Origin of the sequence: Kitasatospora sp. NPDC089913, assembly GCF_044748625.1 — a bacterium.
Classification (GTDB): Bacteria; Actinomycetota; Actinomycetes; order Streptomycetales; family Streptomycetaceae; genus Kitasatospora.
Window position 1 is genome coordinate 211,070 of sequence record NZ_JBIVGI010000008.1, and the last position, 13,220, is coordinate 224,289.

Annotated in this window: 11 protein-coding genes, 1 pseudogene and 1 riboswitch; of the genes and pseudogenes, 1 reads left to right on the forward strand and 11 read right to left on the reverse strand. The window is 73.6% G+C overall.

Features of this window, described 5'->3' with window-relative positions:
* Positions 1–36 precede the first annotated feature (36 nt).
* Positions 37–1,143 (reverse strand): Xaa-Pro peptidase family protein, encoded by a 1,107-nt coding sequence (locus tag ACIPYS_RS15635; RefSeq protein WP_093862853.1) that lies wholly within the window; start codon positions 1,141–1,143, stop codon positions 37–39.
* Between the two features lie 66 nt (positions 1,144–1,209).
* A complete protein-coding gene (locus tag ACIPYS_RS15640; protein ID WP_400746535.1) occupies positions 1,210–2,379 on the reverse strand; it encodes a HoxN/HupN/NixA family nickel/cobalt transporter in 1,170 nt (389 codons plus the stop codon).
* A gap of 31 nt (positions 2,380–2,410) precedes the next feature.
* Positions 2,411–2,604, reverse strand: a riboswitch (cobalamin riboswitch).
* A gap of 83 nt (positions 2,605–2,687) precedes the next feature.
* Here ACIPYS_RS15640 and ACIPYS_RS15645 point away from each other — a divergent pair.
* A pseudogene (locus ACIPYS_RS15645) lies at positions 2,688–3,023 on the forward strand (ArsR/SmtB family transcription factor); the annotation flags it as partial.
* 190 nt (positions 3,024–3,213) lie between these two features.
* Here ACIPYS_RS15645 and ACIPYS_RS15650 read toward each other — a convergent pair.
* The 9 genes from ACIPYS_RS15650 to mltG (ACIPYS_RS15690) form a co-directional block, all read right to left on the reverse strand.
* Entirely contained in the window at positions 3,214–4,047 is an 834-nt protein-coding gene (locus tag ACIPYS_RS15650) for an Fpg/Nei family DNA glycosylase (protein WP_400746537.1), read from the reverse strand.
* A gap of 83 nt (positions 4,048–4,130) precedes the next feature.
* Positions 4,131–5,006 carry an AAA family ATPase gene (locus ACIPYS_RS15655; protein WP_400746540.1) on the reverse strand — a complete coding sequence of 292 codons (876 nt, stop codon included), beginning with the start codon at positions 5,004–5,006 and terminating at the stop codon, positions 4,131–4,133.
* Positions 5,007–5,225: 219 nt separating this feature from the next.
* Complete coding sequence (gene aroQ / locus ACIPYS_RS15660) at positions 5,226–5,654, reverse strand: type II 3-dehydroquinate dehydratase (RefSeq protein WP_030396059.1); 429 nt, start codon at positions 5,652–5,654, stop codon at positions 5,226–5,228.
* 8 nt (positions 5,655–5,662) lie between these two features.
* Complete coding sequence (aroB, locus tag ACIPYS_RS15665) at positions 5,663–6,754, reverse strand: 3-dehydroquinate synthase (RefSeq protein ID WP_093862848.1); 1,092 nt, start codon at positions 6,752–6,754, stop codon at positions 5,663–5,665.
* A complete protein-coding gene (locus ACIPYS_RS15670) occupies positions 6,747–7,268 on the reverse strand; it encodes a shikimate kinase (RefSeq protein ID WP_400746542.1) in 522 nt (173 codons plus the stop codon). The genes aroB and ACIPYS_RS15670 overlap by 8 nt, the downstream gene beginning before the upstream one ends.
* A complete protein-coding gene (gene aroC / locus ACIPYS_RS15675; protein WP_079008809.1) occupies positions 7,265–8,449 on the reverse strand; it encodes a chorismate synthase in 1,185 nt (394 codons plus the stop codon). Before aroC ends, ACIPYS_RS15670 begins: the two co-directional genes overlap by 4 nt.
* A gap of 281 nt (positions 8,450–8,730) precedes the next feature.
* A complete protein-coding gene (locus ACIPYS_RS15680) occupies positions 8,731–9,561 on the reverse strand; it encodes a shikimate dehydrogenase (RefSeq protein ID WP_093862846.1) in 831 nt (276 codons plus the stop codon).
* Between the two features lie 34 nt (positions 9,562–9,595).
* Entirely contained in the window at positions 9,596–11,629 is a 2,034-nt protein-coding gene (mltG, locus tag ACIPYS_RS15685; protein WP_400746543.1) for an endolytic transglycosylase MltG, read from the reverse strand.
* A 156-nt stretch (positions 11,630–11,785) separates the two neighbouring features.
* Positions 11,786–13,060 carry an endolytic transglycosylase MltG gene (mltG, locus tag ACIPYS_RS15690; protein WP_231977900.1) on the reverse strand — a complete coding sequence of 425 codons (1,275 nt, stop codon included), beginning with the start codon at positions 13,058–13,060 and terminating at the stop codon, positions 11,786–11,788.
* Between the last annotated feature and the right edge of the window lie 160 nt (positions 13,061–13,220).

Here is a 13,220-nt window from a genome sequence, read left to right on the forward strand (position 1 = left end):
AAGGAACCAAGGAACGCGTCCTGTGCCGCGGGAGCGTCACAGCGCGAGGAGCTCCTTGGTGGTGATGGTGAGCAGCTCGGGACCGCCCTCCTCAAGGGGGCGGACGACGAGCGTGTCCTCGATCCGGACCCCGCCGCGTCCCGGGAGGTGGACCCCCGGGCCGACGGTGACCGGCACGCGGCTGTCCAGTTTACCCATGTCCGCGGGACCGAGACGCGGTGCCTCCCGGATCTCCAGCCCGATACCGTGGCCGACCGGGTGCGGAGAGGTCTCCGTGTGCCCGGCGGACTGCAGGATCTCCCGCGCCGCCTGGTCCGGCACGTGCTGCTCGACCCCAGGGCCGAGCGCCTCCCGGCCGGCCCGCTGGGCCCGGAACACCAGCCGGTGCAGCTCCACCTGCCAGGGGGCCGGGGCCGCGCCGATCACGAAGGTCCGGGCGGTCGACACCCCGTAGCCCCGGTACCGGGCGCCGAGCACCACGGTCAGGAAATCGCCCTCCTCGACCCGGCGGTCGGTGGGCTGGTGCGCCTGCTGCCCTGAGTGGCTGCCGGTGCCCACCGAGACCGGGAACGCCGCGCGGTCCGCGCCGTGGTCGATCATCCGGCGCTCCAGCTCCATCGCCAGGTGCCGCTCGGTCCGGCCGACCAGGATCGACTCCAGCAGCTCGCCGAGCGCCTGGTCGGCGATCTCCGCCGCGATCCGCAGATCGGCGATCTCGTACTCGTCCTTGACCACCCGCAGCCGCTCGACCGCCTGTCCGACGTCCGCCAGCCGGGTGCCCTCGACCAGCCCGGCCACGGCCCGGTGCCGGGTGACCGTCAGATCGTGCTCCTCGACCGCCAGCCCGGCCAGCCGCAGCCCCGCCGCGGCGCCCGCCGCGGCCAGCGCGGTGTCCGCCCCGGCCGCCACCTCCAGCCTGGTCACCTCGGGCGAGATCAGGTGCTCCCCGGTGTCGTCCGGCGGCAGGTCGTCGGGCAGCGCCAGCAGCGCCCGGTCCCGGGTCAGCAACAGGGTCGCCCCGCACGGCGGACACCCGGTGAGGTACCGCACGTTCGCCGCCCGGGTGATCAGCGCCGCGTCGGTCCCGGACGCACTGCAGTGCTCCCGCAACCGCTCCCGCCGGCCCGCGTACGCATCAGCCATGGGTCGAGCCTACGAACCCCGCCCCCGATCCGCCCGCCGAACGCCCCCACCCGGGCCCGGGCCGGACTACTCGGCGCCGCCGGTGGGGGCGGGGGTGGCGGGGGCCGGGTCGGCAGTGGTGGGAGCGGGGGTGGCGGGGGTGGCCCACTTCCGCTCGACGCCGGCTAGGCGCCAGTAGGCGATGGCGGCGGCCCAGACGGCGACGAACAGGCCGACGATGGCGTAGCCGACGTTGTCCAGGGTGATGTCCGCGATCCAGCCGGTCACCGGGTCGGTGAGGTCGAACTTCTCGTGCAGGACGCCGACGAGTTCGATGGTCCCGATGATGAACGCCACCGCGATGGACAGCCCGGTGATGGTCAGGTTGTAGTACACCTTGCGCACCGGGTTGGAGAACGCCCACTGGTAGGCGAAGTTCATGAAGGTGCCGTCCAGGGTGTCGAACAGGCTCATCCCGGCCGCGAACAGCAGCGGCAGGCAGACGATCGCGTACCAGGGCAGGCCGGACGCCGCGCCGGAGCCCGCCATCACCATCAGGGTGACCTCGGTCGCGGTGTCGAAGCCCAGGCCGAGCACCATGCCGACCGGGAACATCTGGCCGGGGCGGGTGATCGAGCGGGTCGCCCGGTTCAGCACCCGGGCCAGCAGGCCGCGCGAGTTGAGGTGGTCCTCCAGCTCCGCCTCGTCGAACCGGCCCTCCCGCATCGAGCGGAAGACCTTGAGGATGCCGAACAGCGCGGCCAGGTTGAGCGCGCCGATCAGGTAGAGGAAGGCACCGGAGGCCGAGGTGCCGACCACGCCCAGCCACTGGTGGGTGCTGGACTCGTCGTCCATCAGAGTGCTGGCCAGCTGCGCGCCGCCCGCCACCAGGGCGGCCATCAGCACCACCATCGAGGAGTGCCCGAGCGCGAACCAGAAGCCGACCGAGACCGGCCGCTTGCCGTCCGCCATCAGCTTCCGGGTGGTGTTGTCGATCACCGCGATGTGGTCGGCGTCGAAGGCGTGCCGCATGCCGAGGGTGTACGCGGTGATCCCCAGGCCCACCCCGAAGACCTGCGTGCCCACCTCGTACTTCTCCGGCGCGACCAGGAAGATCAGCGTTCCGAAGGCCACCACGTGCATGGCCAGGATCACGCCCATCAGGCCGGCGGTCCGCACGGTGTCCTCCCGCCGCCATCGGAAGGTGGGCAGGGCGGTGGGCGCCGCCGGGGCGGCGACGGTTTCGGGCAGGGTCATCCTGGGATCACGCTCCAGCACCTCGTGGAAACACTTCGTGAGATGCCGCGGCCGGTCTCCTGGCTGACGGGGCTCCCGTACCCGCCTTCCCGGACGCGCGAGGCGCCCAGTGGCGACGTGGGTACGGACACTTCCCCCCGATCACAGTGGCGAGGGCCGCTCCGGACTGGAACCCCTGAGGGTCCGTCACCGGTCTTCCCGAGCACCACGGCGGGCAACACCGTAGGGGGCGGGCGACGACCCTTGCAAGGCTGCGCACCTGCGCAGGTGTCCAGGATCACAGCGTCCGGCCTGCGAGAATGGCCCGTATGCATCTCGTTCCGGCCGACCGCGCGGGCCACCGCACCATCGACGGGCACCGGGTCTGCGAGGCCATCGCGGCGATCGGCGACACCGCCCACGTCCGCTCCTGGGCCGAGCGGTTCTCGCTGCTCGCCGACCCGGGCCGCCTCGCCCTGCTGCTGGCGCTGCACCGCACCGGGCCGCTCGCCGTCAGCGACCTGGCGGTCGCCACCGGCATGCGCGACCCCGCCGTGTCCCAGGCCCTGCGGCTGCTGCGGACGGCGGGGGCGGTGATCGGCGAGAAGGAGGGACGCGTCGTGCGCTACCGGCTCGTGGACGCGGACCTGCGCCCCCTGCTGGACGCGTGCGCCGTCGACACTCCCGAGCGGCACACGCACCACGAGCCCCATGAGCCCCACGAGCAGCACGAGCAGCACGAGCAGCACGAGCGTTCCGGGCACCACGGCCGGCACGAGCACGACGAGCACGACGCGGCCACCGGCTGACCCCGGCCGACCGGCGGCCCGGTCTACGGACCGGTCGACGGCCCGGTCAGCGGGCCGGGACGCCCGCCGGCTGACAGGAGGGGCACCAGAAGAGATTGCGGGAGGCGTGCTCCTCCGCCCGGACCTCGGTGGCGCAGACCAGGCACGGCATCCCGGCCCGCCGGTAGACGTACACCTCGCCGCCGTGGTCGTCGACCCGCGGCGGGCGGCCCATCGCCTCGGGAGTGTGCTCGGGGCGCACGGTGTCGATGCGGCCGGCGCCGACGCCCTCGCGCATCAGCGCGACCAGGTCGGCCCAGATCGCGTCCCACTCGGCCCGGAGCAGCTCCCGCCCCGTCCGGTGCGGATCGATGCCGTGCCGGAACAGCACCTCGGCGCGGTAGACGTTCCCCACCCCGGCCAGCACCTTCTGGTCCATCAGCAGGGCCGCGACCGTCGTCCTGCTGCTCGTCATCCGCCGCCAGGCGGCGTCCGGGTCGGCGTCGGCGCGCAGCGGGTCGGGGCCGAGCCGGGCCGCCACCGCGGCCTTCTCGGCGCCGGTGATCAGCTCGCAGGTGTTGGGGCCGCGCAGATCGGCGACGTGCTCGTCGTTCTCCAGCCGCAACCGGACCAGGCCGACGGGGGGCGGCACCGGTCCGTCGCCGATCGCGGCGAAGGTGAAGCCGCCGTACAGGCCCAGGTGGATGTGCACCCAGGCGTCCTCGCCGAAGCCGAGGAACAGGTGCTTGCCGACCGCCTCGGCGGCCTCCAGCTCCCGCCCGTCGATCAGCTCGGCGGCGTCCGCGAACCGCCCCTGGGGGCTGCTGGCACGGACCGCCCGGCCACCGAAGGCACGGTGGTTCTCGGCGGCGAGGCGGTGGATGATGTGGCCTTCCGGCACGGGCGCGGCTCCCCCGGTGGAACGTTCAGGACCCGTCCATCATCGCAGTCGGCACCGACAGACCCGCCGGGTGCACGGGCCCCTCAGCGGACCGGGATGCCCATCAGCCGGGCCAGGATCACCCGGTCGAGCTCGGCGGCGGTGGCGGCCACGTCGAGGTGGGAATTGTCGATGATCGGCAGCCCGGAGTTGTACCAGCCGGCCATCCGGCCGTGGATCCGCGCCACCTCCTCGTCGCCGAGCCGTCGGTTCCCGCTGCGCCGGGCGTTGCGGTGGAGCACCGAGTCGAGGCTCGGCAGCAGCACCACCGGGATCATGCCGGGTCCGATGTGCCGCTTCCAGCCGCCGAGGCCGATCGCCGGGCGGTCGGGGAAGACCGCGTCGTCGATGATGCAGGAGATGCCGTTGGCGAGGTAGTTGCGGCAGGCGAAGCCACAGGTCCGGCGGGCCAGCCGGTACTGCGCCTCGGAGGCGTTGTTCCAGCCGGACTGCGGGTTGGCGAAGCCGGACTGCACCCACTCCCGGACGTCGTCGAGGCTGATGTGCGCGGTCGGGCTGGGACGGCGCTCGGCCCAGTGCCGGGCGACGGTGGTCTTGCCGGCGCCGGCGGGGCCGATCAGCAGCACCGCGATCGGGCCGGCAGGGGCGTGCTGCTGCGGTGGCCGGGCGGGCAGCTGGACGGGCGCGCCGGAGGGCAGCAGGAAGTGCCCGGTGGACCCGGCGGGCACCGGGGCGGGCGCGGGCGGCGAGGCCGGAGCCGGGGCGGGCGCCGGCGCCGGGGCCGGCACCGGTCCGGGCGGAGGCGACGGCAGCACCGGCAGCGGAACGGTCGGCGGCCCCGAGGAGTCCGTCGAGGCGCCCACCGGCAGGGGCGCCGGAACAGGCACCGGTACCGGAACCGGCAGAGGCGCCGGAACAGCCGCCGGAACAGGCAGCGGCAACGGCAACGGAACGACCATCGGAACAGGCACCGTCCCGGCCGCCACCGGATACCCCGGCACCGGCGGGGCGACGGGACGTGGGGGGACGGATCCACCCCCGGCGTACTGCGTCACGGCACCTCCCGACTTCCTTCAGCGGGACACTACACGGCGGTGCGGCGGTGGACACAGCCCACCGCCGCACCACCAACCGCACCACCGCCGCACCGGGCCGGTCACCCGACGGGCGCCCCGGCGTCAGCCCGCGGCGAGCTGCTCGGCCAGCGCCCGCAGGGCCAGCTCGTACGAGCCGATCCCGAACCCGGCGATCGTGCCGGAGGCCACCGCGGCGATCACCGAGGTGTGCCGGAAGGTCTCCCGGGCGTACGGGTTGGAGATGTGCACCTCGACCAACGGCGCGGTGCGCTGCGCGGCCGCGTCCCGCATCGCGTACGAGTAGTGGGTGAACGCACCCGGGTTGATCACCACCGGCACCCGGCCGTCGGCGGCCTCGTGCAGCCACTCCACCATCTGCTGCTCGGAGTTGGTCTCGTGCACCTCGACCTCGAAGCCGAACTCCTTGCCGAGCGCGGTGCAGCGCTCGACCAGCCCGGCGTACGAGGTGGCACCGTAGACGTCGGGCTCGCGGCTGCCCAGCCGGCCCAGGTTGGGACCGTTGAGCACCATCACCCTGGTCACCCGGACACCTCCGCGTAGGCGGCGACCAGCAGCGACGGGTCGGGGCCCTCCAGCACGGAGGTCTTGCCGAGGCCGTCCAGCACGATGAAGCGGATCAGGTCGCCGCGCGACTTCTTGTCGATCTTCATCGCGTCCAGCAGCTTCGGCCAGGCGTCCGCCCGGTAGGTCAGCGGCAGACCGACCGAGGCCAGCACCGAGCGGTGCCGGTCGGCCGTGGCGTCGTCCAGCCGGCCCGCCAGGCGGCCCAGCTCGGCGGCGTACACCATGCCGATCGAGATCGCCGCGCCGTGCCGCCACTTGTAGCGCTCGTTGCGCTCGATGGCGTGGCCGAGAGTGTGGCCGTAGTTGAGGATCTCGCGCTGTCCGGACTCCTTGAGGTCCCCGGAGACCACGTCGGCCTTGACCTGGATCGCGCGGCGGATCAGCTCGACGGTGTGCGGCCCGGCCGGGGTCCTGGCTCCCTCGGGATCGGCCTCGATCAGGTCGAGGATGACCGGGTCGGCGATGAAGCCGCACTTGACGACCTCGGCGAGCCCGGAGACGTAGTCGTGCTTGGGCACGGTCTCCAGGGTGTCGAGGTCGGCCAGCACGCCCACCGGCGGGTGGAAGGCACCGACCATGTTCTTGCCCTCGGCGATGTTGATGCCGGTCTTGCCGCCGACCGCCGCGTCGACCATGCCGAGCAGCGTGGTGGGCATGGAGATCCAGCGCACCCCGCGCAGCCAGGTGGCGGCGACGAAGCCCGCCAGGTCGGTGGTGGCACCGCCGCCGAGACCGACGACGACGTCGCTGCGGGTGAAGCCGGTCTGGCCGAGCACCGACCAGCAGTACGCGGCCACCTCGGCGCTCTTCGCCTCCTCGGCGTTCGGCACCTGCAGCGCGATCGCGTCGTAGCCCTCGCCGGCCAGGTCCTCGCGGATCGCGTCGGCGGTGGCGGACAGCGCCTCCGGGTGGATGATCGCGACCCGCTTGGCCCTGGCGCCGATCAGCGGGGACAGCTCACCGAGCAGCTGGTGCCCGATCAGCACGTCGTACGGGTCGTGGCCGGCGCTGCCGCCGACGTGGATCCTGACGGTGGTGTCAGTCATGGGGGGTCTTCAGCTCCAGTGCTTCCAGTACGGCGTCCGCGACCTGCTCGGGGGTGCGGCCGGCGGTGTCGACGACGGCGGTGGCCACCTCCAGGTAGAGGGGGCGGCGGGCCTCCATCAGCTCGCGCCAGCGGGCCCGCGGGTTGACGGCCAGCAGCGGGCGCGGGGCGTCCAGGCCGACCCGCTTGACCGCGTCGGCGAGCGGGACCTCCAGGAACACCACCGGCAGGTCGCGCAGCAGCTCACGGGTCGGCCCGGCCATCACCGCGCCGCCGCCGAGCGCCAGCACCCCGGCGTGGGTCCCGACCGCGGCGCGCACGGCCGCCTGCTCCAGCTCACGGAAGTGCGGCTCGCCCTCGTCCACGAAGATGTCCGGGATCGGCTTGCCGGCCCGCTCCTCGACATCGGCGTCGGTGTCCCGGAAGCCCACGCCGAGGCGCTCGGCGACGACCCGCCCGACGGTGGACTTGCCACTGCCGGGCGGGCCGACCAGCACGAGGACCGGAGTGGTCATCGGACGATCAGGTTGTCGAGGTAGCTCCGCACGTTGCGCCGGGTCTCCGACACGTGGTCGCCACCGAACTTCTCGTTCACCGCGTCCGCGAGCACCAGGGCCACCATCGCCTCGGCGACGATGCCGGCCGCCGGCACCGCGCAGACGTCGGAACGCTGGTGGTGCGCCTTGGCGGGCTCGCCGGTGCGCACGTCCACGGTGCGCAGCGCGCGCGGGACGGTCGCGATCGGCTTCATCGCGGCGCGGACCCGCAGCAGCTCGCCGGTGGACAGACCGCCCTCGGTGCCGCCGGAGCGGCCGGAGACGCGCTTGGCGCCGTCGGGGCCCGGCACGATCTCGTCGTGCGCCTGCGAGCCGGGGACGCGGGCGAGGTCGAAGCCGTCGCCGACCTCGACGCCCTTGATCGCCTGGATGCCCATCAGCGCGGCGGCCAGCCGGGCGTCCAGGCGGCGGTCCCAGTGCACGTGCGAGCCGAGGCCGACCGGCACGCCGTAGGCGAGGACCTCGACGACGCCGCCGAGCGTGTCGCCGTCCTTGTGGGCCTGGTCGATCTCGGCGACCATCGCCTTCGACGCGTCGGCGTCCAGGCAGCGCACCGGGTCGGCGTCCAGCTTCGCCTCGTCGGAGGGCAGCGGCAGCACCCCGGCCGGGGCCTTGGCGGCGGCCAGCTCGACCACGTGGCTGACGATCTCGATGCCGCAGGTCTCCTTGAGGTAGGAGCGGGCGACGGCGCCGAGCGCGACCCGGGCGGCGGTCTCCCGGGCGCTGGCGCGCTCCAGGATCGGGCGGGCCTCGTCGATCGAGTACTTCTGCATACCGGCCAGGTCCGCGTGACCGGGACGCGGGCGGGTCAGCGCCTCGTTGCGGCCGAGACCGGCCAGCACCTCGGGGTCGACCGGGTCGGCCGACATGACCTGCTCCCACTTCGGCCACTCGGTGTTGCCGACCATGACGGCCACCGGGCTGCCCATGGTGAGCCCGTGCCGGACACCGCCGAGGAAGGTCACCTCGTCCTGCTCGAACTTCATCCGTGCGCCGCGACCGTAACCGAGCCGGCGGCGCGCCAGGGCGTCGGCCACCACCGCGGTGGTGACCGGTACACCGGCCGGCAGGCCCTCCAGCGTCGCGACGAGTGCGGGGCCGTGCGACTCCCCCGCCGTCAGCCAGCGCAACGTACCCAACGGAGCTCCTTCATCAGCGGACCGGTGCGGGGCTGCCGCACCCGTCCGGGCGTGCCTTCTCTGCCCGAATCCTTTCATGCCGGACGACCGACCGGACCTGGAGTCCGATCACCGGACATCATTCGGCCGACCGGCGGACGCGAATGGCCGGTCACCGCGGGGCCGTCGGCCCGCCGGCGGGACACCGCCGCACCCCGGGCACGAAGGGCGCACGGTACGGGCACGGCGGGCGCACCGCGGAAGCACACCGTCCGTGCACCACCCCACGGCGCGAGCGGCGGTCAGCCCGCCGCGAGCGCCGCCTCGCCGGCCGCGCGGACCGCCGCCAGCGGACCGGGAGTGCGCCCGGTGAAGAGCTCGCTCTGCAGCACCGCCTGGTGCACCAGCAGGTCGAGGCCGCCCAGCACGGTCGCCCCGCGGTCCGCGCAGGCGGCCGCCAGCGCGGTCGGCCACGGGTGGTACAGCACGTCGAAGAGCGCGCCCGGCCCGGCGGTCAGCCCCTCGGCGAAGGCGTCGGTCGCCCCGGCCGGGGTGGTGGCCACCGTGAGCGGGTGCTCCAGCGCCCCGGCACCGCGCTCCCAGTCGGCGGTGCGCACCGCCACGCCGAGCCGTTCGCCCAGCGCGGCCATCTCCCGGGCCCGCTCGGGGGTGCGGACGTAGACGGTCACCTCGCGGGCGCCGAGCCGGGCCAGCGCGGCCAGCGCCGAGGAGGCGGTCGCCCCGGCGCCGAGCACCGCCGCCGCCGGCACCTCGGTGATGCCGCGTTCGCGCAGCGCGTTGACCAGGCCGGGCACGTCCGTGTTGTGGCCCTCGCGCCGGCCGTCGGCGGTGAACACCAGGGTGTTCACCGCGTCGACCGTCCGGGCGGTGTCGCTGACCTCGTCGAGCAGCGGGATCACCGCCCGCTTGAGCGGCATGGTCAGCGAGCAGCCGGTCCACTCGGCCTCGTCCAGCCCGGCGACGAAGCCGGGCAGGCCGGCCTCGTCGACCTCGAACCGGTCGTAGCGCCAGCCGTCCAGTCCGAGCGCCGCGAAGGCGGCCCGGTGCAGGGCGGGCGAGAGCGAGTGGGCGATCGGCGAGCCGAGGACGGCCGCCCGGTGCTTGCTGGTCACGCTGGTCACTTCCTCCGCCGCCTGCCGGCGGTCGTCACTTGGTGGTGCAGTGGACCGAGGCCGCGTCGAACTTCTGCCCCGCCGCCAGGCAGTAGGACTCGACGTTCTTGGCGTGCTCCGCGTCCGTCTCCGCGAAGAGGGTCTGGGTCGGCGACATCGCGATGAAGTACAGCCACTTGCCGTCCGCCGGGTTCAGCGTGGCCTTCAGCGCGGCGTCGCCCGGGTTGGAGATCGGGGTCGGCGGCAGGCCGGCGTTGTAGTAGGTGTTGTACTTGTTGGACGCGTCGTTGATGTCCTTCTTGTCCAGCGTCTTGCGGCCCAGCGCGTACTGCAGCGTGGTGTCCATGCCGAGCTTGCCGTTGACCTTGCCCTTGTCCGCCAGGCGGTTCTGGATGGTCCGGGCCATCTTGGCGAAGTCCTCGGGGTTGTTGCCCTCGGCCTGCAGGATGCTGGCCTCGATGACCACCTCGTAGCCGGTCTTCAGCCCGATCTTGGACGCCTCCGCGTCCAGGCTCGCGTAGCGGTCGACGGCGTTCTTCACCATCTGCTTGAGCAGTTCCTCGGGCTTCATGCCGTCGGTGATCGAGTAGCGGGTCGGCCAGAGGAAGCCCTCGATGTTGCCGTTGGCGTACGGCGGGAGCCCGAGCGTGGCCACCTGCTCCTTGGCGACGGCCGCGGTGGTGCCCTTGGCCAGCTTCAGCTTGTCGTCGATCTTGACGTAGGTGGCCGCGGCGGTCAGGCCCTCCTGGACGATCAGCTTCTCACCGCCGTTGGCGTCCACCAGGAACTGCACCGCGCCGTCGGCGGACATCTCCGTCGGCATGCTGTAGGTGCCGGGCTGGATGGTGGAGCACTTGACGTTCTTCTCGCAGGCCTTGCTGAAGGCGTCGACGCTCTTGACCACACCGGCCTGCTTCAGCGCCAGGCCCATCTGGCTGCCCGCCGCGCCCTGCTTGATCTCGACCTTCACCGAGCCGGTGCCCGGGCCCGGGAAGTCCGGCGGCGGGCCGAAGTGGTCCTTGTAGAAGCCGTAGCCCCACCAGCCGGCGCCGCCCATGATGCCGAGCAGGACCAGCGCGACGACCAGGCAGGCGCCACCGTTGCGCCGGCCCGACTTCTTGCCGTTCTCCTTGCGCTTCTTCTTGGCCTCGCGGGACTGGTCCTCCTCGCCGAGGAAGCCGCTCCCGTCCTCGTCGGAGCCGTCGCCGCGGTACTCGTCCTCGGCGTACTCGCCCTCCTGGCCGTCCCACTCGTCCTCGGCGTGCCCGGCCTCCTCGCCGGCGCCGACCGGGTCGGCCCCGGCCTCGAGCGCGGCGGCCTCCGCCTCCCAGTCGATGCCGTCCGGCCCGGGGCCCGCGGGCCGCGCCGCGGCCGGCTGCTTCTGCTCAGCCGGCGCGCCCCGGCCGGGGCCGCCCGGCGCACCCTGCTGCGGCATCTGCTGCGGAGGCACGCCCTGCTGGGGCTGCTGCGGCATCGGCTGTGGGGCGCCCTGCTGGGGCATCTGCTGCTGGCCCGTGCCCTGCTGGGGGTAACCCTGCTGACCGCCGCCGTACTGCTGCTGCCCCTGGCCGCCCTGCTGCTGCGGATAGCCCTGCTGACCCATCCCCTGCTGGCCCATCCCCTGCTGGGGGTAACCCTGCTGACCGCCGCCGTACTGCTGCTGCTGCCCCTGAACGCCCTGCTGCTGCGGATAGCCCTGCTGACCCATCCCCTGCTGCGGGTAACCCTGCTGACCGCCCATGCCCTGCTGGCCCATCCCCTGCTGGGGATAGCCCTGCTGGCCCATGCCCTGCTGGGGGTAACCCTGCTGACCGCCCATACCCTGCTGCTGCGGATAGCCCTGCTGAGCGGCGCCGTACTGCTGCTGCCCCTGAACGCCCTGCTGCTGGGGATAGCCCTGCTGCCCCATGCCCTGGCCGCCGTCGCCGTACTGCTGCTGCTGCTGGGGATTCTGCTGCCACTGCCCGTCCTGCTGACCGGGGACCGGCTGCTGACCGCCGTACCCGGGGTCTCCCGGTTGCCACGGCTCGGAGCCCTGGGGGCCGTAGCCCCGACCCAGATCGGTCATTGATCCCCTTATACCGACGGAGACGACCGGAGGATCGGCCCGGTCGCCCGGGACGGCGTCCCGGCTGCTTGTCGAACCGGCGTGCTAGCGCAACACCTGGACGGAGACGCTACCGTACCGCAGTCGACCGTCCGGCCGGGGCCGCAGCCGCTGCGCTCAGTGACCGCCCGCCCCCGGGGACGCCCCCGCCCCGGCGGAGGCCGACGCGGGCGCCGACCCGGAGCCCGTCCCCGACGCCGGGGCCGAGCCGGAGGCCGTGGCGGACGGGCTCGCGGCCCGGGTCGCGTTGAACTCGGCGACGTTCTTCTGCTGCACCTCGAAACTGTCGGTGAACCGGGTGTCCCCGGGCTTCACGGTCACGAAGTAGAGCCAGTCCCCCGGCGCCGGGTCCACCGCCGCCATGATCGCCTGCCGCCCCGGGTTGGAGATCGGGGTCGGCGGCAGCCCGGCGTGCTTGTAGGTGTTGTAGGGCGAGTCCAGCCGGGTGTCCGTGACGCTGGTGTTCAGCGTGGAGCGTCCGAGCGCGTAGTTGATGGTGGAGTCCAGCTGGAGCGGCATGTTCTTGGCCAGCCGGTTGTAGATCACCCGCGCGACCTTGGCCATGTCCTCCGAGTTGTCGGCCTCGCCCTGGACCATGCTGGCGATGGTCACCAGTCCGTACAGGCTCTGCCCGAGATTGGTCGCGACGACCTCCGCGTCGTCCCGGGCGAACTCCTTCCCCGCCCGGTCGACCATCTGCTTCAGCAGTTCGGCGGCGGTGGTGTCCTCGGTGACGCTGTAGGTCGCGGGGAACAGATAGCCCTCGGGGGTGCCGTTGGCGGTCTCCGGCAGGCCCAGCTCGGCGGCCTGGTCCTTGGCGGTCTGCTCGGTGGTGCCCTCGGCCAGCCGCAGCTTCTTGTCGATCGCCGCGTAGATCTGGCTGCCGCGCCAGCCCTCGGGAATGGTCAGACCGTTGGCGTTCGCCGGGTCGACCAGGACGGCGAGCGCCGCGGCCGCCGACATCCGCTGCCGCAGGGTGTACGTGCCCGGCTGGATCCGCCCGGCCGCCGCCGCACTGCCCTTCGCCGCCCGGGTGAAGGCCAGCGAGCTGGCCACCACGCCGTTGCGCACCAGGGCGGAGGCGATCTGGCTGAGGCCAGCCCCTTCGGGCACCGAGACCTGCACCGATCCGGAGCCGCCGCCCGCGAAGTCGGCGGCGGCCGGCGGCTTGCGCTGCCCCTGGATCCAGCTGAAGCCCGCCAGCCCGATCCCGCCGAACACGACCACCAGCGACAGCGCGGTCAGCAGACAGGCCAGCCCGTTGCGCCGCCGGTGCGGGTCCGGCGGTTCGGGGCGCGGGGCGGGCGGGCCCGGCGGACGGCCCTCCGGTTCGATCACCGGCGCACCGAGGTGGCCGGGGCTCAGGCCGGGTGTGAGGTCCAGATCGGTCACGGCACGCCCCCTCGGCGGTCCGCACGGCGTGCGGCACGACGGCAATGGCAGAGGGGTGGGGGGGGGGGGGGGCGCCCCCCCCCCCCCCCCCCCCCCGCGGGGGGGGCGGGCCGGCCCCCCCCCCCCCCCCCCCAACCCCCCCGCGGGCCCCCCCCCCCCC